Origin of the sequence: Verrucosispora sp. WMMD703 (assembly GCF_049178935.1) — a bacterium.
In the GTDB taxonomy this organism is placed as follows: Bacteria; Actinomycetota; Actinomycetes; order Mycobacteriales; family Micromonosporaceae; genus Micromonospora; species Micromonospora sediminimaris.
Window position 1 is genome coordinate 621,344 of record NZ_JBMHMM010000004.1, and the last position, 20,957, is coordinate 642,300.

Genomic DNA, 20,957 nt, shown 5'->3' on the forward strand with positions numbered 1-20,957 from the left:
ACCCTGACCGGGGACGTCCGGCGCAACGGCCGTCAGGCATCGGGAACCGGAGCAAGTTCGGGGCAACTGGTCAGGCTTCTGGTCGGGGCGCCTCGATCAGGAGCGCCGCCTGGTGTACCGGATCGTCGATCAACCGGTTTCGCATGACGACTGCGGCATGGACCAAGAACCGCAGGTCAGAGAGTACGTGGGTCGGAGGCCTCACCGCTCGAACCAGTCGTGACCGTCGCCGGTGGCCCGCTACCACCGCCGATGGGCGGGTCAGCCCAATGAAGCGCGTTTCCAGGCGTGGCCCCTAGAAGCGGTAGGCGTCTCGCCGGTGGCGGATTGAGTGGATCTCCACGACGCGTTTGGCTTCGTTGATCCGGTAGATGACCCGGTACGTGCCACGGCGGGCGGAGTGGAAGCCGTCGAAGGGCTCGTCGAGTGGTTTGCCAGCCCGATAGGGGTTGACCGCGATCGCGTGCTGGATGGTCTCCGTTGCCGCGACCGCGACCTCCAGCGGTAGGTCCTCGTGCAGGTTGCGGCGGGCCTGCCGGGAGAACACCACCGTGTACGGGCTGGCTGCCTCCCGGGCGTCGTCCCGCCGCCCGCTTTGCGGAGGCATCAGGCCGCCTTACCGCGGCGCCGTTCCAGCTCGGCGCGAACCTCGTCCATCGAGAACGTGTCGCCGGCGGCGAAATCCTCCCGCGACTGGCGCAGATCCGCGAGGGCCTCGTCGTCGGAGAGCAGGTCGAGCGTCTCCCGCATCGACTCGTACTCCGCGACCGAGATCAGCATCACATCGGCACGGCCGTTGCGGGTGATCGTGAAGTGGTCGTGCTCCCGAGCGACCCGGTCGGCCAGCTCGGCGATCCGGGCCTTGGCTTCGGTGATCGGAATGGTCTCCATAGCGACCACTCTAGCAACTGGTCAGAATTATGACCACTTGCTGCATCGGAGCTCGTGCTGCCTTCTTGCTGCCTCACTGCTGGGTCCCAGCCACACGAGACGCGTGCGATGCCGCAGTGCACCTCGACGGGCTCTGTCCACCTTGGCCACTCACGCCGCCTTGCCTGTCATTTAAGACGTAAAGTTCTAACGCCTAGTCCTTAAGCCAGTTATAGACAACAAAGGCTACCCCGATTAAGGATACCGTTAGTGATATCACAAGAGCTGCGGGATTGTACTTCTTGTCGATGAGGATGTCGCTCCAGACGGAAAGGCCTGTGCCCAGCAGAACGCCACCAATTGCGCCGATGTGACGCCCTCGGCGGGACACGGACCCAGTCCCCAAAAATTCAGCGGCCCGTTGGACATGTCTCTGCGAGACGACGTCAGAGCCATCTCGTTCGAATGCCTGCCGCGCCGCATCGACGAGCGACTTGGAGTACTGCTCCACCATGTTCACGTATAGCTGTTGAGCAGGAGTACTAAAGCCCGTCTCTTCGACTTCGCCCCCCTTGGAGATCAGTAACTCTACGACATCTTTTCTGCGCTCCCTCCGTCGGATGGCAGAATGCGCCGCGAGCCAAGCAACGGCCACTACCGCTATGGCGACTGCAATGAGGAACGCGATAAGCACGGGAGTGAGCCATTGGGATGGGGGAGTTGGCTCTGGTTGACCTTTTCGATCGCTCGCCGTAAAGGCGCTGGCAATGGCAGCTATTATACCAAGAATGGCGAAGGCGAGACTTGCCCGTTCGGCCCAGCCAATACTGTTCGTTGTTCGGCGGCGGTCATTCTGGCGCAATGCTTGACCTTCAATCGACACGTCCCCTATTGCAAGGGTTTCAGGTAGTTCCACGAATTTAGAGGGTGTTTTACGAACATCGTCAGGGCATGATTACATGTTGGATATAAGCGGCTGGCACCGCCTCATCCCAGTGGTCAGTCTTTGTCGGGTGATCGACCGGCTTGCTGCACGTGGCCGCCCGGCGGGTTGCGCCATGCGGGGCTGAGCTGCATCAGCGGTGCACCGGAGTCGATGGATGCTGCCCGCGCCCGTCGTTACCCAGCCCGAGTGTCAGACGTTGCAGCGGAACTCCGATGGGCGGTCGCATGACCTGCGGTTGCCCGCTTCGCATCCTGGTCGCGCCTGCTCGTCGGCTCACGTCGTTCGTCCGTGGTTGCCGACGTTTCACGCTGTCGTGTGGCCCCTGGGTGCTCCGGAGAGCCTCGATCCTCACAGCGCGCTGGACCGGTAGGACGTGCGGACTCGGTCGGGACGGCCGACGCTCCCGCTTCCGGCCGGTCCGCTACCGGTCGCCGTAGTGGTATCGGCAGGCGATGATCTCGACGTCGTCCTTGGTGATGCGGTAGACCAGCCGGTGTTCGCGGTCGATCCGGCGGGACCAGAAGCCGGACAGCTCTCCCCGCAGGGGTTCCGGCTTGCCGATGCCCTCGTACCCGTTGCGCATCACGTCCGCGATCAGGTCGTTGATGCGCTTGATCAGCTTGCGGTCGGTGTGGCTGAGGTACTGGCTCCAGGCTGTCGCGGTGAAGACCAGCCTCACGCGACGTCCCGCGCGGTGTCCGGGTCGGTCAGCTCCCGCTCGGCCGTGTCGCCCTGCTCAAGCTCGGCGATCGACCGGCGTAGGGCTGCGGCATTGCTGGGGCTGCGTAGGAGGTATTCGGTTTCCTTCATCGACTCGTACTCGGCCAGCGACACGATCACCACCGGCTCGTGGCCAGACCGGGTAACCACCACTTCCTCGGCGTCGTTGATGACGCTGTCGAGTTCAGCGGCCAGGTTCTGGCGTAGCTGGGTGAAGTTCACAGTCCGCACGACCACCTCCGGGGTAGGTACAGAAAATTGTACCTCGGGCGGCGCGGTTCTCGTCCCTGGTTCAGCTGGCGATGGATCCACGGGTGCTGCTGTGCGAGCCAAGATCGCGGCCGAAGGCCCCGCGAAGGCCGCTGAGCTGCGTAAGAGTGGGCCGCCAGGGACTCGAACCCTGAACCTATGGATTAAAAGTCCACAGCTCTGCCATTGAGCTAGCGGCCCGCGCCGCTCAGGTTACCGGACACCGACGGGAGCGGGCTCGCGGCTTCCGGCCCGCCGTCGATGCCTGGTGGCGGCTCCAGTGAGATCGGGGTGGACGTCGGCTGGCAGGATCGGCTGGGTCGACGCTCGGACTCGTCGTTGGCCAGGCTGCCTCGCGTCCTGCCGGGCCGCCCTGCGTCCTGGAGGTGCCGCAGATGTCGGAGCCGATCCGCCTCGCCGTCCTGGCCGGGGCCACGCTGACCACCGGGCTGGTGGCGGGGCTGTTCTTCGCGTACGCCTGCTCGGTGATGCCGGGTCTGGCCGCGACCGACGGTCGGACCCTGGTCGGCACCATGCAGTCGATCAATCGGAAGATCATCAACGGCTGGTTCCTGTCGGCGTTTCTCGGTGGGCCGCTGCTCGTGGCGGTGGCCGTCGTCGGGTATCTCGGCACCGGCGGTGCGGTGCTCGGCTGGCTCGTCGCCGCGTTGGTCAGCCATCTGGTCACCCTCGGTGTCACCGGCCGGTGCAACGTGCCGCTCAACAACCGGTTGGAAGCCGCCGGGCCGGTCGACGGGATCGACGACCTGGCGGGGGTACGGCGGTGGTTCGAGGGGCCGTGGGTGCGGTGGAATCTGGTCCGGACGGTCAGCTCGGCCGCTGCCTTCGCGTGCCTGATCGGCGCGCTGCTCGCCCGCTGAGCGACCGGTGTCAGCGGCACCCCGGGATCGGCGGGCGACGGCGGGCTGGCTGCTGCGCTTGGAAAGCGGCTGACCGGGTACGGACCGGGCATGCGGATCGTGGTCGTGGGAGCGAGCGGGAACGTCGGTTCGGCGGTGCTGCGCCGGTTGCGGCGCGAGCCCGGTGTGGAGATCGTCGGGGTGGCGCGGCGGCTGCCGCCGGCGGGGGCGGGTGAGCCGTACGACGCGGTGCGGTGGCACTCCTGCGACATCGGCCTGGCCGGTGCGGCGGATGAGCTGGCCGGTGTCTTCGCCTGTGCCGATGCGGTGGTGCACCTGGCCTGGCAGATCCAGCCCAGTCACGACCAGCACGTGTTGCGCCGTACCAATGTCGGGGGCAGCCGGGCGGTGGTCGACGCGGTGCTGCGCGCCCGGGTGCCGGCCCTGGTGTACGCCTCGTCGGTCGGCACCTACGCACCCGGTCCGAAGGACATGCCGGTCAGCGAGCGCTGGCCGGCCACCGGGGTGCCCGGGTCGTCGTACAGCCGGGACAAGGCGACGGTGGAGGAGATGCTCGACGGGATCGAGCGGAGCCATCCGGCGCTACGGCTGGTCCGGCTGCGTCCTGGGTTGATTTTTCAGCGGGACGCCGGCACCGAGATCAGCCGGTACTTCCTCGGCCCGCTGGCACCGGTGCGGCTGCTGCGGTTTGGCCGGCTGCCACTTGTGCCGACCAACCGGCGGCTGCGGATGCAGGTGGTACACGCCGACGACGTGGCTGACGCGTACGCCCGCGCGGTCATGGGCGACGCCCGCGGCGCCTTCAACGTCGCCGCGGACCCGGTGCTGACTCCCGAGCTGGTGGCCCGGCACTTTCACGGCTGGACGGTGCCGGTGGCCGCCCCGGTGCTGCGGGCCGCTGCGGCGCTCACCTGGCGGGCGCGGCTGCAACCGGTCGACGCCGGCTGGGTCGAGTTGGCCCTCAACGCGCCGCTGATGTCCAGCGAGCGGGCCGAGACCGAGCTTGGCTGGCGCCCGAGCGTCGACGCGGTCACCGCGCTGCGGGAACTCTTCACCGGCCTGGCCGAGCGCGCCGGAACCGCCAGCCCACCCCTGTCCATCTCCCCCACCCTCCCCGCAGGCCAGGGCAACCCCTACTGACCCGCCTCCGCCGCCGCTGTTGACCAAGAGCTTCGAGTCGAAAAACCACCTCGACGGTGACGCAAACTTCTTGATCAACCGAGAATGATGGACGGGTCAGCGGATGGTGGAGGCGGTGAAGGTGGGCTTGCCGGAGCCCTGGTAGAAGATGCCGGGGTAGGTCTGGAAGCCGTGGCTGGGGTTGCGGCGCAGGGTCGAGTTCTCGATGCGCAGGGTGCCGGTGCGGTCGTTGCTGACGAAGAAGACGGCCCCACCGCCCTCCCGGGCGTCGTTGTCCTCGACGACCGTGCCGGCGAGGCGTACGGAGAACTTGTTGCCGTCGCAGTAGATCGCCCCGCCGCTGCCGCCGCCAGGCGTGCCGGAGCGGGCCGGGTTGGCGCCCTCACCTACCGCCTCGTTGTCCCGCAGCACGCTGTTGAGGACCACCCAGGACACGCCGATGCTGCTCAACGCGCCGCCGTTGGCGCAGGATCCGCCGGTGAAGGTGCTGTTGACCACGTACACCGGCTGGTCGTCGTGCTGGTCGAGGACCCGGATCGCGGCACCGCCCAGGTCCGGGCCGGTGCGGTCGCAGCGGTTGTCGACGAAGCGCGAGTTGACCACCTTGAAGCGGCCGCCCCGGACGAAGATCGCCCCACCGCCGCCGCCCTCGGTGCGCTGCCCGGTGGAGTCGCCGTCAGCGAAGGTGAGGTTCTGCACGGTCAGCTGCGGGTGGTCCTGGTCGTCGCAGTGCGACGTGGTCCAGCCCTGCAACGCGTCGCAGGTGTTCATGTAGAGAATGCGCCGCTTACCCTGCCCGCTCAGGGTGACCTTGCCGCCACCGTCGAGCACCACCTGCGGGCCGTTGGCGTTGCGCACCTTGGCGGTGGCGGTCATCCGGATGGTCACCGGGTCGGGGCCACAGTCGAAGGTGATGATCCCGCCGGCCGCGACCGCCCGGATGACAGCGGCGGAGGTGCAGCTGTCGGCGGTGCCGTTGCCGACGGTACGGGTCGGCTTCGACGTGTCGACCGCCTTCCCGGCCGCCGGTACGGTCACCCGTCCGGTCGGGTTGCCGGTGCCGCGTGCACCCTTGGACGCACCAGGCGGGGTGGGGCTGAGACTGCTGGCCGGGCTGCTGCCCAAGCCGGTCTGGGCCGCCGGGGTGGCCTGCGCGCCCGGTGCCTGCCCCGTGCTCGGCGTCGCGGAAGCGCCGCTCGCCGGGGCCTGCGCGCCGCGTGGGTCGGCGCTCGGCACGGACGGGCTGCACGCGGCCAGGTTGGCGATGGCGACGCCGAACGCGACCGCGGCAATTGAGGATCTGAGGCGCACCCCGTGATGCTAGGTCCTGTGTCAACGAACCTGTGCCCCGGTCGTGGGCGCAAGATCAGGCGATCGGCACGTGGTGCAGGTGCCGCCGCCGACGCAGCCGGACGGCGAAGACGCCGGCCACCGTCACGATCAGCAGCACCGTGACCACCAGCCCGTGCAGAAAACCTCGGGTCAGGTAACCGTCGTCGGTGTGGTCCACCGCCCAGGTGGCGATCTCCCGGCTGGACCAGAACGGCGTCAGCTTCGCCCCCGCGTCGGCCGGGTCGAGCAGCATCTGCATCGCCACCACGGTGAGCAGCAGCAGCGTGCCCTCCAACTCGCGGGGCAGCAGGGCGCCGATCAACATGCCGAACGGCGCGGCCACGGCCACGCAGCAGAGCATCGCCACGGCGATCCCGCCGTACCGCAGGTTGTTCGCGTCGACGACGGTGAGCAGGAAGAACGGCACCGAGATCGCCAATCCGAGCCCCCACAGGCCGAGCATCCGACCGAGGTAGAGGTGGTGCGGCCGGTAGCCGGTGAGCCGGAGCCGGGGCTCCAACTCGCGGGCCGCGCTGGTGGCGAAGAGGGCTGCGGTGCTGACCGCCCAGCTGATGCCGAGCAGCAGCGCGCGCACCGACTGCCCGACGTAGGAGTCGCGCCGGATCAGCCAGAAGGTCAACGGCATCAACAGCAGGAGCAGGAGTACGCCCCGGCGGCGCGCCAGTTCCCGCAGCGTCATCTCGGCCACGGTGACCAGCCGGTTCACGATCGGCCTCCCTGGTGAGCGGGGGTCAGGTCGAGCACCACGTCGACCCGGTCGAGCTGGTTGAGCAGGTGGGTCACCACGACGATGGCCCGTCCCTCGTCGCGTAGCCGGGTCAGCTGGTCCCAGAGGTTGACGTAACTACCCTGGTCGAAGCCCTGGTACGGCTCGTCGAGCAACAGCACGTCCGGCTGCGCCAGGGTGGACATGGTGAGGTTCAGCTTCTGCCGCGTACCCCCGGAGAGGTGGCGGGCGAGCACGGCGTTCTCGGCGTCCCAGCCGAGCTGCCGGGCCGCCGCCCGGCCGGCCTGCCGGGCGGGCCCCCGTGGCACGCCCTGACCGGCACCCACCAGCACGAAATGCTCGTCGGGCAGCAGGAAGTCGGCGGTGCCGCCCTGCTGCGGGCAGTAGCCCAGCCGGCCCGAGACGGTCACCTCCCCGGCGTCCGGCGAGACCAGACCGGCGCAGATCCGCAGGAACGTGCTCTTGCCGCAGCCGTTCGCGCCGACCACCGCGGCGATCTGCCCGGCCCGTACGGTCAGCGACGCGTCGCGGAGCACCACCTGCCGGCCGTACCGCTTGGTGATGCCCCGGGCGTGTAGCCGGACGGGGCCCGGACGCGGGCCGGGCGTGGTGCCGATGCTTTCCACGATGGCGGCCGCGTACGCCTGCGGCGAGCCGAAGACCAGCCACGGATCACCGCCGCCCTCGCGCAGGTGGGTGGCCGCCTCGGCGACCACGTGCCGGCTGGCGTCTCCGCCCACCCGGCGCTGGTACAGCTCGGCCGCGAATGCGCGCAGCCAGTCGTCGGCGTTCACCCGTCGACCCCCTTCGTGACGATGCCGGTCACCGGGGCCACGAACGCCAACCAGGCGTTGCCGCCGTGCCGCAGCGCCGCTCGCCCGTCGTCGGTGAGTTGGTAGTACTTGCGGGCGGGACCGGAATCGCCCTCCCGCCACCGCGCGGTGACCAGCCCGGTGCGTTGCAGCCGCAGCAGCACCGGGTAGAGCGTGCCGCCCTGGATCGGTCCGACGCCCGCGGCGTCGAGCGACTGGGCGAGCTGGTAGCCGTAGGACTCGCCGTCGCGCAGCAGGGCGAGCACGCAGAGGTCGAGCACCCCGCGCAACCACTGCCCCCGACGGTCGGAATCCACAGGCCGAACCCTAGTGCCGCTATCTAGATGGCACAACTACCTAGTGCGGTACGGCGGTCCGACCGGCCGGTGTCGGCGTACCTCAGCCGGTCACCACATCGGAGATGACCACGGTGACGTTGTCCGGCGCGCCGGCCTGGTGGGCGAGCTTCACCAACTGCTCGCCGCACTGGTGGCGGTCGGCGTGCATGCCCAGCGTGGCGGCGATCGCGTCGTCGGCCACGTAGTCGGAGAGCCCGTCGCTGCACAGCAGCAGCCGGTCACCGGCGGCCAGGGTCACCGCACCCATCGTCGGCGGCGCGTCGGCGCCCTGCACCGCCCGGGTGACAAGCGAGCGCTGCGGGTGGTGGCGGGCCTGCTCGGGGGAGAGGGCACCCTGGTCGACAAGCGCCTGCACGAACGTGTCGTCCCGGGTCAGCTGGCGCAGTTGGCCGTCGCGGAGCAGGTAGCAGCGGGAGTCGCCGACCTGCGCCAGCACCAGCGTCTCCCCGGCCAGCAGGGCGGCGGTCAGCGTCGTACCCATGCCGTCGCGGGCGGGGTCGGCGGCGATCGCGGCGTGGATGCGCTGGTTGGCGGTGCTCACCACGGCGCGCAGCGCCTCGGCGGCGGCCTCCGGTGCGGTCGGCGGAACCAGCTCGTCGAGGATCCGGATGACGATCTCGCTGGCCACCTCGCCGGCGGGCAGTCCACCCATGCCGTCGGCCACCGCGACGAGGCGCTCGCCGGCGAGGGCGGAGTCCTCGTTGTTGGTCCGGACCAGACCGATGTCGTTGAGGATGGCCGAGCGGAGGATCAGCGTCATGGGACAAGCTTGCCAAGAAGACCCTTCCCGCGTCTCTACGCACTACTGCGTAGGGTTGAGGAATGTTGCCGGTGTCCATGGTCGGGCGCGCCGGTGAGCTGGCTGAGCTGGACCGGGCCTGGTCCAGCGTGGTCCTGGGCCGCCGCCGCTCCCCGGCCGTCGCGGTCGTCACCGGAGGGCCGGGCGTGGGCAAGAGCCTGCTGGTCGCCGCCGCGCTGGACGCCTTCACCCCGCGACCGGAGGTGGTGCTCAGCGGCACCGCCCGGGTGCACAGTCCCGCACCGTACGACTGGTTGGCGGCGGTGCTGAGCGGCCGGGACACCAGCCGGCTCGACCTGCCGGCCGACGCGCTTGCCTGGCTCGCCCAGCAGCCCACCGCGCCGCGTGAGCGCTACGCCCCCGGCACCCTGCTCCGGCTGGCCGTGCGTACCGTCCGGGTGCTGGTCGGTGCCGGTCCGGCGGTGCTCGTGGTGGAGGACCTGCACGCCCTCGACCCGGCCAGCCTTAACCTGGTCGGCGAACTGGCCACCGCCGACGGGCTGCCGGCCCTGCTGGTGGTGGCGACCAGGCCCGCCGCGCGCGCGGTCTCACCGGAACTCGCCGGCCGCACCCTGGCGCGCCTGTGCGGGGTACGCGGAGTGGTGCGCCAGCACCTCGGCCCGCTGCGTCCGGCCGAGGTCGCCGAGGTGCTGACCCAGGTGTACCCGGACCCGCGCCCCGAGTTGGTGCACGAGGTCTGGCGGCGCACCGACGGCAACCCGTACGCGCTCACCGAGCTGCTCGCCGCACACGCCGGGCAGGGTCTCGACGCCCTGCTGGCACCGGCGGCACCTCCGTCGGGCTCGCGTCTCCCGCCCGCGTCGAGTTCGGCCGTGCCGACGTCCCGTCGGGCCGTGCCCGAGTCCCCGTCCCCGGTCTGCCTGACCGGCCGGGAGGCGGAGGTGCTCGACTGTCTGGTGGCCGGCATGTCCAACAAGCAGGTGGCTCGCGCCCTGGGCATCTCGGTACGCACGGTCACCGTGCACGTGTCGAACCTGCTGCGTAAGACCGGCACCGCCTCCCGTACCGAGGTGGCGCTCTGGTCGGTCCGCCAGCGACCCACCCAGACCCAGAGCGTCGATCATGAAATTGTTGCCCGGGCGAGCGCTTACCCGCAGCAGTAACTTCATGATCGACAGAGCTGGGTGTGGGGTGGGTTATGCCTCTGAGGGGAGGGCGGTGGCGGGGGTGTTGAGGGTGACCTCGGTGGGGGTGACTGTGGAGATCTGATCGGCGAGGACGTAGACGGCGCCGGTGGGCACCAGGTCGGTGGAGACCTTCAGGTAGCCGGTGCGCAGCAGTCGGGCGGCGAGGTCCGCCGGCACGTCCGGCTCCTCCACGGTCGCGGATTCGATCAGTTCGTCCAGGCTGCTGCCGGGGTCGGTGGTCGGTGCCTGCACGGTCACCGCGTTCGGGTCGCCGCGTTGGACGAGGTCCACGGTGCCCACGTCGACGCCGGCCGAGTCGACCACCCGCATGCCGGTGGTGACCCGCGAGAGGGTTGTCCGTTGATCGATGCCCTGCTGCTCCATCCCCGCGCGGTTCCCGCCCACCCCACCCCCTAAACCCACCCCACCTCGCCGCTCCCGTTGATCAAGAAGTTTTGGTCGGGATCCGCGGCGAACTCCGACCAAAACTTCTTGATCAACGCGGGCCGGGGTGGGGACGCAGGCCGGGGCGGGGGGTTAGTTCGCGCCAGGTGTCGGTGCCTTGGAGCAGGGCGCGGATGGTGTCCTCGGCCGCGTCGACGGTGTCGTACTCGTAGAACCGGGAGACGCCCTCGGCGCCGCCGGCGCGCTGCTCGACGAACCATCGGTCGGCATCCACCCGGAGGAAGACGTCCCGCCGGGCCAGTCGCCCCCATTTCCCGTTCCACCAGTGCTTTCGCTGCTCCATGGCGGGACTCTATCGAACATCTGTTCGACACAAGTCGGCCCCTGCGGGATTCCCGCAGGAGCCGGTGTGCACTTGCCGGATTCAGCGCGCGGCGGGCGGTTCGTCCCGGCGGCCGAGCACGTCGTCCAGGGCGCCGCGCTGCTGAGCCGGGGTGGTCCGGCCGGCGGCGACGAGGGCGTCCCGGATCTCGGTGAGCAGCTTGACCTCCTCGCTCGGCGCGGCCGGCGGCGGCTCCTCGCCCCGCTGGCGGCGCTCGGCCAGTCGGTTCATCGGGTAGACCACCAGGAAGTACAGCGCGGCGGCGGTGAGCAGGAACGTGATCGTCGCGTTGACGAAGGCGATCCAGTCGAAGGCGATGCCCCGGAACTTGGGCGCGGTGCCGGCGATGCCCTTGTCGCTGCCGGTGATCAGCAGCACGAAGACCCGGATCAGTGGCTCCAGGAAGGACTTGGTCAGCTGGGTGACCACGCCGGTGAACGCGGCGCCGATGACGACGCCGACCGCGAGGTCGACGACGTTGCCGCGCATGATGAAGTCTTTGAATCCCTTGATCATCCGTACTCCCGAGGTGTCCCGTTTTTGTCGGGGACAACCTATGCCCCGGGTGGGGGCTCCAGAAAAGCGCCGGCTTCCCGGGCGGCCAGCTCCGAATCGCCAACCCTGATCGCCGCCACCAGCCGGGCGTGGTCGACGTGCCGGTCCGGCGTCAGCGCGTCGCCCATGGCCTGGGTGAGCGTGCTGCGCATCGCGGTGCCGATCGAGGCGTACAGCTCGGCGAGCATGGTGTTGTGCGCCGCCGCGACCACGGCGGTGTGCAGCGCGGCGTCGGCCGCCACGAACTCGGCGACCCGGCCACCGCGCCAGGCCGCCTCCCGGGCGGCGAGCGCGTCGTCGAGGGTGGCCAGGTCCTCGGGGGTACGCCGCCGCGCGGCGAGCCGCGCGGCCTCCACCTCGAAGGCGCGGCGTACCTCGATCACCTCGGTCATCCGGTCGTCGGTGAGTCGGCGGGCCACCACCGGGGCGAGTTCGTCGGTGGAGAGCACGTAGGTGCCGGAGCCCTGGCGGCATTCCAGCACCCCGGCGTGGGCCAGGGCGCGGACCGCCTCGCGCACCGTGTTGCGCCCCACGCCGAGCGTCTCGACCAGTTGCGGCTCGGTCGGGATCCGTCCGCCCACCGGCCACTCGCCGTCCATGATCCGTTGCCGGAGCTGGACGATCGTCTCCCGGACCCGCCGTCCGCGCGGCGGAACCGGGGTGGAATCGACTGCGGGTGGCACTGGTTACAACCTCTCGCCGGAATTCATCCCATGATTGTAGGTTCGAGGTCATGCCCCCGTCATCCCCCGCCGTCCCGACGGACGAGATCACCCGCCAGGCCGTCTCGACGGGTGCGGTCACCGGTCAGGGCGTCCCGACCGTCGAAGCGGGCGCGGTCAGCCCGGCCGGCGGCGCGGCTTCGACCGCGTCCCGCGTCAACGCGGGATGGCTGGTGCTGGCCGGGATGCTGCTGGTGGCGCTCAACCTGCGGGCCGCCGTCACCAGCCTCGGTGCGCTGCTCGACGAGGTACGCGTCGGCCTGGCCCTCTCCGGGACGATGGCCGGATTCGTCACCACCCTGCCCACAATCGCGTTCGCCGGACTCGGGGCGGCCACCCCGTGGCTGGTCCGCCGGTTCTCCCCGGCCAGGCTGCTGGTGCTGGCGATGCTGGCCCTCACCGTCGGGCAGGTGCTGCGGGCGGTCACCGGTTCCGCCGTGGTGTTCCTGTTCACCAGCGCGCTCGCGCTGTCCGGCATCGCGGTGGCGAACATCCTGCTGCCGATGCTGGTCAAGCAGCACTTCCCGCATCGCACCGGGCTGGTCACCGGGGCGTACACGATGGCGCTGACCGTGGGCACGACGGTGGCCGCCGCCTCAGCGGTGCCGGTGGCGCACGCCTTCGGCAGTTGGCGGGCCGGACTGGGCGTCTGGGCCGGGCTGGCGGCGGTGGCCGTACTCCCATGGTTGCCGGCGGCGCTGCGCGGCCGGGCCGCCGCACGACGCAGTGGCGCCACGCTCCGCTCGGGAGTGCGGCCCGGACGCACCCGGCTCGGCTGGGCCATGGCGGTCTACTTCGGGGCGCAGTCGCTGAGCGGGTACGCGATCATGGGCTGGTTGGCCCAGATGTTCCGGGACGCGGGTTTCCGCCCGCAGGACGCCGGGCTGCTGCTTGCCGGAGTGACCGCACTCGGGGTGCCGATCGCGCTGCTGATGCCGACGCTGGCCGGCCGACTGGGCAGCCTGCGGCCGTTGGTCTTCGCGCTGACCACTGCCTCCAGCCTGGCGTACCTGGGTCTGGCGTTCGCGCCGCGCGGCGGGGCACTGGTGTGGGTGGTGCTGCTGGCCTTCGGGCAGGGCGCGTTTCCGCTGATCCTGGCCACCATCGGGCTGCGGGCCCGCACCGCCGACGGCACGGTCGCGCTGTCGGCCTTCGCGCAGAGCACGGGCTACGTCATCGCCGCGTCGGGTCCGCTGCTGGTCGGGATCCTCCACGACGCGACCGGGGGCTGGCTGGCACCGATCGGTTTCCTGCTGGTCGCCCTGGCCGTGCAGACCTGCGCGGGCGTGCTGATCGCTCGCCCCCGCTACATCGAGGACGAGCGTTGAGCCGTCGGGGTCAGGAGGAGGCCGGCGTCGGATCGCCGGCGACCGCCTGCTCGACGGTGGGATACGTGTGCAGCACCTCGACCAGGCCACTCACCTCCAGGATCCGCAGTACGCCGCGCTGTGGCGCGGCGAGTCGGACCACTCCGCCGGCCTCGTCGCAGCTGTTCTTCGCGCGGACGAACACCGACAGACCGGTAGAGTCGCAGAACGAGACGTCCGACAGGTCGAACACGAGGCGGCTGCGCCCCTTGTCGAGCAGGTCGGTGATCTGGTCCTGCAACTGCGGTGCGGTGGCCATGTCCAGCTCGCCAGCGACCGACACGACGACCACGTCACCGCGCTGCTCCGTGTGCACCGTCAAGGACATTTGCCAGACCTCCTGTTTATCGGTGGAACGGTATCCCACCCGGACCGCGATACGCAGAACGGGAGCAGGATCAGGTGGCCACTGTCATTCCGTTGCTCTGCGACAAGTAGTTGGTCGGGCCCCGGTGATAGAGTCCGGCCGGTCCAGGTCTAGGGGGTATTGCCATGGCGCTCAGCGCTGACGAGAGCGTCCGGTTGGGTGAGCTGCTGACCAGCCGGGCCGAGCCGGTCACCCAGCGGTGGACCGAGACCATCGCCGGGCAGTTGCGGGGGCGGCTCAGTCAGGCCGAGTTGGTCCGGCAGGTGCAGGAGCTGCACCGCGCCCTGGTCGACGCCCTCAGCAAGGGCGCGGTCGACCTGAACGTCGAGGAGGCCACCGAGCTGCGGGCCGTGCTCGCCGAGTTCTCCCGCGGGCAGGCGCGGCAGGGCTTCTCCGCCACCGAGACCGCCACCGGCGTGTTCGCTCTCAAGGAGGCGCTGCTCAGCACCCTGAAGGCCGACCAGAGCGTCGAGACGCTTCGCGACTACGTCGCTTTCTCCGCGTTTGTCGACCAGATGGGCCTGTTCACCTTCGAGACCTTCGTCCGCACCCGGGAGAGCCTGATCGCCGACCAGGCCGAGCAGCTGCTGGAGCTTTCCACCCCGGTGGTCAAGCTCTGGGAGGGCGTGGTGGCGGTGCCACTGGTCGGCACGCTCGACTCGGCCCGTGCCCAGGTGGTGATGGAACGGCTGTTGCAGACCCTGGTCGACACCGGCTCGCCGTACGCGATCATCGACATCACCGGCGTGCCGGCGGTGGACACGCAGGTGGCCCAGCACATCCTGAAGACGGTGGTGGCCGCCCGGCTGATGGGCGCCGACTGCATCATCTCCGGCATCCGGCCGCAGATCGCGCAGACCATCGTCGCGCTCGGCATCGAGTTCGGTGACATCGCCACCAAGGCGAGTCTCGCCGACGCGCTGCGGCACGTGCTGCGGCTCACCGGGGTGGAGACCTCCCGCCGCCAGTCGCGTCGGGAGGCGTGATGGAGCGGGTGCCGATCCTCAAGATCGGCGACATCCTGCTGGTCTCGATCCAGGTGGACATGTCCGACCAGACGGCGGTCGCGCTCCAGGAGGACCTGGCCGAGCGGATCGTCGCGACCGGCTGCCACGGGGTGATCATCGACATCACCGCACTGGACATCGTCGACTCCTTCGTCGGTCGGATGCTCTCCACCATCGCCTCGATCTCGCGGGTGCTCGACGCGGAGACGGTGGTCGTGGGCATGCGCCCGGCCGTCGCCATCACCCTGGTCGAGCTGGGGCTGTCACTCAACGGCATCCGTACCGCACTAAACGTCGAGCGGGGGATGGAACTCATCGCGATCGAGCGGGCTGACGACGACCACGACGAGCCGGACGACGATCCTGTCCCAGAGCCGACGGCGTCACCGTGACCAGCGGGGTCGACCTGGGCCGCCCCCAGACGCAGTCGGTCGGCAGCGACGAGGACGTCGTACGCGTCCGCCAGCTGGTACGCACCGCGGCCGTGGCGGTCCGGCTCTCCCTGGTCGACCAGACGAAGGTGGTCACCGCGGCCAGTGAGCTCGCCCGCAACACGCTCGTCTACGGCGGCGGCGGAACGGTCGAGGTGACCGCCATCGACAACGGCCGGCGACCCGGCATCCGGATCGTCTTCGCCGACTCCGGCCCCGGCATCGCCGACCTGGATCTCGCGCTGACCGACGGCTACACCACAGGTGGTGGCCTCGGCCTCGGCCTCAGTGGTGCCCGCCGACTTGTCGACGAGTTCGACATCCAGACCGCGCCCGGTCAGGGCACCCGGATCACGATCACCAAGTGGTCCCGGTGACCGTCGAACCGGTCGCCGACCGGGGCACCTGGTTCCGGGTGGAGAACGGCAGCGCCGGCAGCGCCGTGCGGCGGGCCGCCGAGCGGCTGGGCGGCCAGTTGGGTCTGCCCGTCGGGCGGATCGCCGACCTGGCCATCGTGGCCGCCGAGCTGACCAGCAACCTCATCAAGCACGCCGACGACGGGTTGCTGCTGCTCCGGCCGGTACGCCGTGAGCTGGACGCCGGGGTGGAGATGATCGCGGTCGACACCGGCCCGGGCATGGTCGACCTCGCCGACTCCGCCCGCGACGGGCACTCCACCGCCGGCACCCTGGGCATCGGTCTGGGCGCGATCGTCCGGCAGGCGAGCTGGTTCGACGCGTACTCGCGGCCGGGCCGGGGAACGGTCATCGCCGTGCGGGTCTTCGCCGCCCCGGACACCGCAGTGTCCTGGGTCGGCGGGCTGACCCGACCGTTGACCGGGGAGACGGTCAGTGGGGACGGTTACGCGGTCCGCATCGTGGACGATCGCCGTCAGGTGATGGTCAGCGACGGTCTGGGGCACGGGCCGCTGGCCGCGGCGGCCACCGATGCGGCGCTCGCCGCCTTTCGGGACGCCCCGGCGGCGTCGCCGGCTGAGGTGGTCGGTCACCTGCACCGGTCGATGTCGCACACCCGGGGTGCGGCCCTCGCGGTGGCCGAGCCGGACCCAGCGGCCGGCGTGCTGCGCTACGCCGGGCTCGGCAACATCACCGGCGTCGTGGCCACCGGTGACGGTCGCCGTCGCGGTCTGGTCTCGCTGCCGGGCATCGCCGGGCACCAACGACCGGTGATCCGGCAGTACGACTATCCCTTCGAGGTGGGCAGCCTGCTGGTCATGCACACCGACGGCGTGGTCGACCGGTGGCAGCTCGCCGACTACCCGGGTCTGACCGGGCGGGCACCCCTGGTGGTGGCCGCCACCCTGCTGCGCGACGCCGGCATCCGGCGCGACGACGCCGGGGTGCTGGTGGCGAGGTCCTGGTCATGACCACCACGCCGTTGCTACAGATGACACTGCGGGTGGAGCAGGACATCTTCGTGGTCCGCCAGCGCGGCCGGGAGGTCGCCGCAGCGGTCGGACTGGAGCATCAGGACCAGGTCCGGATCGCCACCGCGTTGAGTGAGGTCGGCCGGGACCTGCTGCGGGCGGTCGGCGGTGCCGACGTGGTGTTCGCCGTCGTCGAGTCGCCGGACGGGCGTTGTCACCTGCGGGTCGATCTCACCCCGGTGGCGCCCCTGCCAGGTGGGCGGTACGAACCGGAGTCGGGCGCGGTGGCACGCCTGGTGGACACATTGAGCGTCCTGACGGTTCAGCGGGATACGGTCGTCAGGATGTCCCGACGGGTTCCGGCCACCGCCCGGACGCTCACCACCGAGCGTCTGGCGGAGTTGCGCGCCCAGCTCGGCGAGAGCGCCCCGGGCACCGCCGAGGAGGAACTCGCCACCCAGAACCGCCAACTGATCAACGCCCTGGACGAGGTACGCAACCAGCGCGACGAGCTGGCCCGGCTCAACGAGGAGCTGGAGCAGACCAACCAGGGCGTGATGGCGCTCTACCAACAGCTCACCGACGAGTTGGAGGCGACCAACCAGGGCGTGGTGGCCCTCTACGCGGAGCTGGACGAGAAGTCGGCGCAGCTGCGCGCGGCGAGCGAGTCCAAGAGCCGTTTCCTGGCCAACGTCAGCCACGAGCTGCGGGCACCGGTGACCGCCATCATCGGGCTGGCCCGGCTGCTCGGCGACTCCGCGTCCGATCCGCTGACCACCGAGCAGGAACGCCAGGTCGGGCTGATCCGTTCCTCGGCGTCGGATCTGCTCACGTTGGTCAACGAGCTGCTCGACCTGGCCAAGGCGGAGTCGGGCCGGATCGAGCCGGAGTGGTCCGAGGTGGACCTGCGGGCCGTCTTCGGTCAGCTGCGCGGCACGCTGCGGGCGTTGCCCGCCGCTGACGGGGTCGAACTGGTGGTGGAGGACCCGGTCACGCCGGCCACGGTACGCACCGACGAGGTGCTGCTCGCCCAGGTGCTGCGCAACCTGCTGCACAACGCTCTGAAGTTCACCACCGAGGGCGAGGTCCGGCTGCGGGCCGAACGGCATGGTGACGGTTGGCGGCTGACCGTCTCCGACACCGGTCCGGGCATCCCACCGGAGCTGCACGATCGGGTGTTCGAGGAGTTCTACCAGGCCCCCGGCCCGACCCGGTTCGGCGGCACCGGCCTCGGCCTGCCGTACGCCCGGCGGTTGGTGAATCTGCTCGGCGGCACTCTGGACCTGGCCAGCGAGCCGGGTCGAGGCAGCACGTTCACGGTCTGGCTGCCCGCGGACGGGACGTGACGTGGACGGCGCGGCGACAGTGCTGGTGGTCGACGACAGTCGGACCAAGCGCTACCTCCTGGTGAACTGGCTGACCCGAGCCGGCTTCACCGTGCTGGAGGCGGAGACGGGAGGCGAGGCGCTGAGCCGGGTCGGGGTGGATCCGGTCGACCTGGTCGTGCTCGACGTCCGGTTGCCGGACATGAGCGGCTTCGAGGTGTGCGAGCGGATCAAATTGGCGCATCCGGCGTTGCCGGTGATCCACGTGTCCGCGCACGCGGTCGACACGAACGACCGGACCCAGGGCCTGAACCGAGGGGCGGACGCGTACCTGGCCGAGCCGATCGAGCCGGAGGAACTTGTCGCCACCGCCCAGTCGGTGTTGCGGTACTACCAGGCCCGGCAACGCGCGGAGGTGCTCGCCGAGCGGCTCACCGGGCTGGCGGACACCACCGTCGCGGTGCACGCCGCGCCGAGCTTCACCAGACTGCTACAGCTGGCGGCGGCCGGCGCAGCGGAGATCTTCAAGAGCCCCGCCGCGGTGGTCGCCGAAACCTTCGACGGGGACTGCCTCGCCGGCATCTGCGCCGGGCCGGGTGCCGAGCCCCGCGTGGTGACCTGGGTCGTCGATGACACCGGGGTGCCGACCGGCGCCACCGTCACGGTGCAGGAGCCGGACGGTTGGTCGCTTGTCGACTGGCCGGCCGGCGACACGGTCACCGTCGCCGCTGCCCGGCTGCGCGAGGACCGCGCGCCGCTCTACGTCGTGGTGCCCACCGCGACGCAGACCGCCCGTACCCCGGTGCTGGTCCAGCTCGCCCAGGCGGTGGCCTCCGCCGTGGAGGCGCAACGCTCCTTCGACGAGGAACACCGGATCGCGGTGACGCTGCAACGCAGCCTGTTGCCGCGTCAGATCCCGCAGATCACCGGCCTCGACCTCGCCGTACGCTACGAGCCGGCCAGCGCCCAGACCGAGGTGGGCGGCGACTTCTACGAGCTGGTGATGCTCGACGGTCACCTGTTGCTGGCCATCGGGGACGTGGCCGGCCACTCCCTGCACGCCGCCACCATCATGGCCGAGCTGCGGCACGCGCTGCGGGCGTACGCGGTGGAGGGGCACCAGCCGGGCGAGATCCTGCACCGGGTCAACGAGCTGATGCGTACGCTGCTGCCCAGCGAGCTGGCGACGATCTGTGTGCTGCTGCTGGAGCCGACCACCGGTCACATCCGGCTGGCCAGCGCCGGCCACCTGCCCCCGTTGATCATTCAGGACGGCAAGGTGGAGTACGTGCAGCATGCCGCGCCCCTGCTCGGGGTGCGTGCGCCCCGCCCCGCCGACCTGGAGTTCGTGCTGCCGGCCGGGGCGACGATGGTCTTCTACACCGACGGCCTGATCGAACGGCGGGACGCGACTATCGACGAGGGGCTGGCCGCCCTCGCGGCCTGCGCCGCCCAGGTCGACGACGACCTCGACCGGTACTGCGAACGGCTACTCGTCGAACTGGCCCCGGATGAGATCCAGGACGACGTTGCCGTGGTCGCCCTGCGCCGTCGCTGAGGTGCGACGCCCTCGGTGGCGAGCGGGCTCCTTCCTAACGCCGACCCTGGGCGTACGCGGCGGGGGAGACGCCGGTCGTCGCGGTGAAGTCGCGTACCAGGTGGGCCTGATCGCTGTAGCCGAGTTCGGCGGCGAGCCCGGCCCAGTCGAGCGGCCCGTCCGCCGCCCGCTCGATCGCCTCGTGTAGCCGGTAGCGGCGGATCACCCACTTGGGACCGACCCCGACGTGGGTGAGGAAGAGTCGCTGCAACCGGCGGACGGACACGCCGTGTTCGCTGGCGAACTCGTCGACCCGGCGTACGTTCCGGTCGGTCCGGATCGTCTCGACCAGGCGCATCACCTCGTCGTTGACGGGATCTGCTCGGGGTGCCCAGCCGGTCAGCAGTACGTTCAGCGCCTGGCAACGTTCGGTGTCCGTACCGGCGCAGACCACATGATCGGGTGCGGCACCGGGGAGCGGCTGCCGGCGGCCGGTCAGCTCGGCGACCGACCGCCGCCAGAATGGATGGAAGCCGCCGGGCCGGAACTGCACGCCGCTGACCCGCCCGGAACCGGTGAGGGTGATCGAGAAGAGTTCCTGACTGACGCCGGCCAGCTCCGCGCGTTCCGGTTCGTCACCGTCGCGCTGGAACACCACATTTACCGCCGGATGCGGGACGATCCGCTGCTCGAACGGTTCGCTGAGGTCCCAGTCGATCAGCCAGTAGTGCTCCACCCAGTGGCGTAGCGGAACCGCGGGCAGGTGCCGTCGGAACCGCACCCGCCGCTTCAACCCGGCCGGGTCGAGGATGCCTCGGCTATCGCCGCGCGGCTGTCGCATTTGTTCAAGACCGCCCTCATACGCTGGCCCTATGGCCACTCAGACTAGCGACCTGCTGGCGGCTGCCGCGCCGCGAACCGTGGCGGTGGTCCGGCAGATCACCGATGACCAGCTCGACCTGCCCACCCCCTGTCAGGACTATCAGGTCCGTGACCTGCTGAACCACCTGTACGAGGTGGTGGTCAACTTCCAGGCGCTCGCCGGGCGCTCGTCGGTGACCTGGGCAGACAAGCCTGACCATCTCACCGACGGCTGGCGGGACCGGTTCGAGACCGAGACCGGCCGGTTGGTCGAGGCGTGGTCGGACCCGGCCAGCGAGGAGGGTGTCTCGCCGGGAATGGGCATGCCGCAGCCGGTGGTGGGTGCGATGGCGCTGCTCGACCTGACCGTGCACGGGTGGGATCTCGCGGTCGCCACCGGTCAGCCGTATGAGCCGGCGCCCGAGGTGCTGCCCGCGCTGCACGAGTTGGCCGCTCAGCTCGCTCCGACCGCCCGGCAGATGGGTGTATTCGGCGAGGCGGTGCCGGTCGACGGCACCCTGCCGGAGTTGCCCCGGCTGCTTGGCATGACCGGCCGCGACCCGGCCTGGACACCGCGCTGACCCAGTGACTTGACGGCCACTATTCA

At 70.4% G+C, this 20,957-nt stretch carries 27 protein-coding genes, 1 tRNA gene and 1 pseudogene; 12 read left to right on the plus strand and 17 right to left on the minus strand.

Features of this window, described 5'->3' with window-relative positions; genetic code table 11:
- Positions 1 to 55: 55 nt before the first annotated feature.
- Positions 56 to 223 (plus strand): annotated as a pseudogene (locus tag ACN26Z_RS03475) (hypothetical protein); the annotation flags it as partial.
- Positions 224 to 295: 72 nt separating this feature from the next.
- On the opposite strand, the gene ACN26Z_RS03480 reads toward ACN26Z_RS03475, so the two are convergent.
- The 6 genes from ACN26Z_RS03480 to ACN26Z_RS03505 all read right to left on the minus strand — a co-directional run bounded on the left by ACN26Z_RS03480 (position 296) and on the right by ACN26Z_RS03505 (position 2,986).
- On the minus strand, positions 296 to 607 hold the full coding sequence (locus ACN26Z_RS03480) for a type II toxin-antitoxin system RelE family toxin (protein WP_421459843.1): 312 nt from the start codon (positions 605 to 607) through the stop codon (positions 296 to 298).
- Positions 607 to 891: a type II toxin-antitoxin system Phd/YefM family antitoxin gene (locus tag ACN26Z_RS03485; protein ID WP_282240387.1), complete on the minus strand. Its 285-nt coding sequence runs from the start codon at positions 889 to 891 to the stop codon at positions 607 to 609. The genes ACN26Z_RS03480 and ACN26Z_RS03485 overlap by 1 nt, the downstream gene beginning before the upstream one ends.
- A 193-nt stretch (positions 892 to 1,084) precedes the next feature.
- Positions 1,085 to 1,786: a hypothetical protein gene (locus tag ACN26Z_RS03490; protein ID WP_282240386.1), complete on the minus strand. Its 702-nt coding sequence runs from the start codon at positions 1,784 to 1,786 to the stop codon at positions 1,085 to 1,087.
- Between the two features lie 451 nt (positions 1,787 to 2,237).
- A complete protein-coding gene (locus ACN26Z_RS03495) occupies positions 2,238 to 2,495 on the minus strand; it encodes a Txe/YoeB family addiction module toxin (protein WP_282240385.1) in 258 nt (85 codons plus the stop codon).
- Entirely contained in the window at positions 2,492 to 2,767 is a 276-nt protein-coding gene (locus ACN26Z_RS03500) for a type II toxin-antitoxin system Phd/YefM family antitoxin (RefSeq protein ID WP_131306469.1), read from the minus strand. Before ACN26Z_RS03500 ends, ACN26Z_RS03495 begins: the two co-directional genes overlap by 4 nt.
- 147 nt (positions 2,768 to 2,914) lie before the next feature.
- Positions 2,915 to 2,986: transfer RNA gene (locus ACN26Z_RS03505), tRNA-Lys, on the minus strand.
- Between the two features lie 194 nt (positions 2,987 to 3,180).
- Here ACN26Z_RS03505 and ACN26Z_RS03510 point away from each other — a divergent pair.
- Positions 3,181 to 3,666: a DUF1772 domain-containing protein gene (locus ACN26Z_RS03510; protein ID WP_421459844.1), complete on the plus strand. Its 486-nt coding sequence runs from the start codon at positions 3,181 to 3,183 to the stop codon at positions 3,664 to 3,666.
- Positions 3,667 to 3,756: 90 nt separating this feature from the next.
- Positions 3,757 to 4,806: an NAD-dependent epimerase/dehydratase family protein gene (locus tag ACN26Z_RS03515; RefSeq protein WP_421459845.1), complete on the plus strand. Its 1,050-nt coding sequence runs from the start codon at positions 3,757 to 3,759 to the stop codon at positions 4,804 to 4,806.
- Between the two features lie 96 nt (positions 4,807 to 4,902).
- On the opposite strand, the gene ACN26Z_RS03520 is transcribed toward ACN26Z_RS03515, so the two are convergent.
- From ACN26Z_RS03520 to ACN26Z_RS03540, 5 genes are all read right to left on the minus strand, one after another.
- Entirely contained in the window at positions 4,903 to 6,117 is a 1,215-nt protein-coding gene (locus ACN26Z_RS03520; protein WP_421459846.1) for a hypothetical protein, read from the minus strand.
- 55 nt (positions 6,118 to 6,172) lie between these two features.
- Positions 6,173 to 6,865 carry an ABC transporter permease gene (locus tag ACN26Z_RS03525; protein WP_093403907.1) on the minus strand — a complete coding sequence of 231 codons (693 nt, stop codon included), beginning with the start codon at positions 6,863 to 6,865 and terminating at the stop codon, positions 6,173 to 6,175.
- Positions 6,862 to 7,680, minus strand: a complete 819-nt coding sequence (locus ACN26Z_RS03530; RefSeq protein ID WP_421459847.1) for an ATP-binding cassette domain-containing protein — start codon at positions 7,678 to 7,680, stop codon at positions 6,862 to 6,864. The genes ACN26Z_RS03525 and ACN26Z_RS03530 overlap by 4 nt, the downstream gene beginning before the upstream one ends.
- Positions 7,677 to 8,015 carry a PadR family transcriptional regulator gene (locus tag ACN26Z_RS03535; RefSeq protein WP_093403911.1) on the minus strand — a complete coding sequence of 113 codons (339 nt, stop codon included), beginning with the start codon at positions 8,013 to 8,015 and terminating at the stop codon, positions 7,677 to 7,679. The genes ACN26Z_RS03530 and ACN26Z_RS03535 overlap by 4 nt, the downstream gene beginning before the upstream one ends.
- A gap of 82 nt (positions 8,016 to 8,097) precedes the next feature.
- On the minus strand, positions 8,098 to 8,817 hold the full coding sequence (locus tag ACN26Z_RS03540) for a PP2C family protein-serine/threonine phosphatase (RefSeq protein ID WP_421459848.1): 720 nt from the start codon (positions 8,815 to 8,817) through the stop codon (positions 8,098 to 8,100).
- A gap of 62 nt (positions 8,818 to 8,879) precedes the next feature.
- On the opposite strand from ACN26Z_RS03540, the gene ACN26Z_RS03545 reads away from it, so the two are divergent.
- A complete protein-coding gene (locus ACN26Z_RS03545) occupies positions 8,880 to 9,980 on the plus strand; it encodes a LuxR C-terminal-related transcriptional regulator (RefSeq protein WP_421459849.1) in 1,101 nt (366 codons plus the stop codon).
- Positions 9,981 to 10,013: 33 nt separating this feature from the next.
- Here the strand turns inward: ACN26Z_RS03545 and ACN26Z_RS03550 are convergent, their stop codons facing one another.
- The 4 genes from ACN26Z_RS03550 to ACN26Z_RS03565 form a co-directional block, all read right to left on the minus strand.
- Positions 10,014 to 10,373: a hypothetical protein gene (locus ACN26Z_RS03550; RefSeq protein ID WP_282240631.1), complete on the minus strand. Its 360-nt coding sequence runs from the start codon at positions 10,371 to 10,373 to the stop codon at positions 10,014 to 10,016.
- A gap of 127 nt (positions 10,374 to 10,500) precedes the next feature.
- Positions 10,501 to 10,752, minus strand: coding sequence for a hypothetical protein (locus tag ACN26Z_RS03555; protein ID WP_421459850.1), 252 nt, complete (start codon positions 10,750 to 10,752; stop codon positions 10,501 to 10,503).
- An 81-nt stretch (positions 10,753 to 10,833) separates the two neighbouring features.
- Positions 10,834 to 11,307, minus strand: coding sequence for a large conductance mechanosensitive channel protein MscL (gene mscL / locus ACN26Z_RS03560; RefSeq protein WP_421459851.1), 474 nt, complete (start codon positions 11,305 to 11,307; stop codon positions 10,834 to 10,836).
- Between the two features lie 38 nt (positions 11,308 to 11,345).
- Entirely contained in the window at positions 11,346 to 12,029 is a 684-nt protein-coding gene (locus tag ACN26Z_RS03565; RefSeq protein WP_282240377.1) for a FadR/GntR family transcriptional regulator, read from the minus strand.
- A 50-nt stretch (positions 12,030 to 12,079) separates the two neighbouring features.
- Here ACN26Z_RS03565 and ACN26Z_RS03570 point away from each other — a divergent pair, with 50 nt between their 5' ends.
- Positions 12,080 to 13,396, plus strand: a complete 1,317-nt coding sequence (locus ACN26Z_RS03570; protein WP_421459852.1) for an MFS transporter — start codon at positions 12,080 to 12,082, stop codon at positions 13,394 to 13,396.
- A gap of 10 nt (positions 13,397 to 13,406) precedes the next feature.
- Here the strand turns inward: ACN26Z_RS03570 and ACN26Z_RS03575 are convergent, their stop codons facing one another.
- Positions 13,407 to 13,763: an STAS domain-containing protein gene (locus tag ACN26Z_RS03575; RefSeq protein ID WP_093403921.1), complete on the minus strand. Its 357-nt coding sequence runs from the start codon at positions 13,761 to 13,763 to the stop codon at positions 13,407 to 13,409.
- Positions 13,764 to 13,927: 164 nt separating this feature from the next.
- Between ACN26Z_RS03575 and ACN26Z_RS03580 the strand changes: the two genes are divergently transcribed.
- From ACN26Z_RS03580 to ACN26Z_RS03605, 6 genes are read left to right on the plus strand one after another with little or no spacing between them, the layout of a single operon-like run.
- Positions 13,928 to 14,788: an STAS domain-containing protein gene (locus ACN26Z_RS03580; RefSeq protein ID WP_421459853.1), complete on the plus strand. Its 861-nt coding sequence runs from the start codon at positions 13,928 to 13,930 to the stop codon at positions 14,786 to 14,788.
- A complete protein-coding gene (locus ACN26Z_RS03585) occupies positions 14,788 to 15,201 on the plus strand; it encodes an STAS domain-containing protein (protein ID WP_093403924.1) in 414 nt (137 codons plus the stop codon). The genes ACN26Z_RS03580 and ACN26Z_RS03585 overlap by 1 nt, the downstream gene beginning before the upstream one ends.
- Complete coding sequence (locus ACN26Z_RS03590; protein ID WP_093403926.1) at positions 15,198 to 15,617, plus strand: ATP-binding protein; 420 nt, start codon at positions 15,198 to 15,200, stop codon at positions 15,615 to 15,617. The genes ACN26Z_RS03585 and ACN26Z_RS03590 overlap by 4 nt, the downstream gene beginning before the upstream one ends.
- Positions 15,605 to 16,627, plus strand: a complete 1,023-nt coding sequence (locus tag ACN26Z_RS03595; protein ID WP_282240374.1) for a SpoIIE family protein phosphatase — start codon at positions 15,605 to 15,607, stop codon at positions 16,625 to 16,627. Before ACN26Z_RS03590 ends, ACN26Z_RS03595 begins: the two co-directional genes overlap by 13 nt.
- Positions 16,624 to 17,973 carry a sensor histidine kinase gene (locus tag ACN26Z_RS03600; protein ID WP_282240373.1) on the plus strand — a complete coding sequence of 450 codons (1,350 nt, stop codon included), beginning with the start codon at positions 16,624 to 16,626 and terminating at the stop codon, positions 17,971 to 17,973. Before ACN26Z_RS03595 ends, ACN26Z_RS03600 begins: the two co-directional genes overlap by 4 nt.
- A 1-nt stretch (position 17,974) precedes the next feature.
- Entirely contained in the window at positions 17,975 to 19,510 is a 1,536-nt protein-coding gene (locus tag ACN26Z_RS03605; RefSeq protein ID WP_282240372.1) for a SpoIIE family protein phosphatase, read from the plus strand.
- A 34-nt stretch (positions 19,511 to 19,544) separates the two neighbouring features.
- Here the strand turns inward: ACN26Z_RS03605 and ACN26Z_RS03610 are convergent, their stop codons facing one another.
- Entirely contained in the window at positions 19,545 to 20,330 is a 786-nt protein-coding gene (locus ACN26Z_RS03610) for a DUF6597 domain-containing transcriptional factor (RefSeq protein ID WP_421459854.1), read from the minus strand.
- Positions 20,331 to 20,361: 31 nt separating this feature from the next.
- Between ACN26Z_RS03610 and ACN26Z_RS03615 the strand changes: the two genes are divergently transcribed.
- Complete coding sequence (locus ACN26Z_RS03615; protein ID WP_093403932.1) at positions 20,362 to 20,931, plus strand: TIGR03086 family metal-binding protein; 570 nt, start codon at positions 20,362 to 20,364, stop codon at positions 20,929 to 20,931.
- The last annotated feature ends 26 nt before the right edge of the window (positions 20,932 to 20,957 follow it).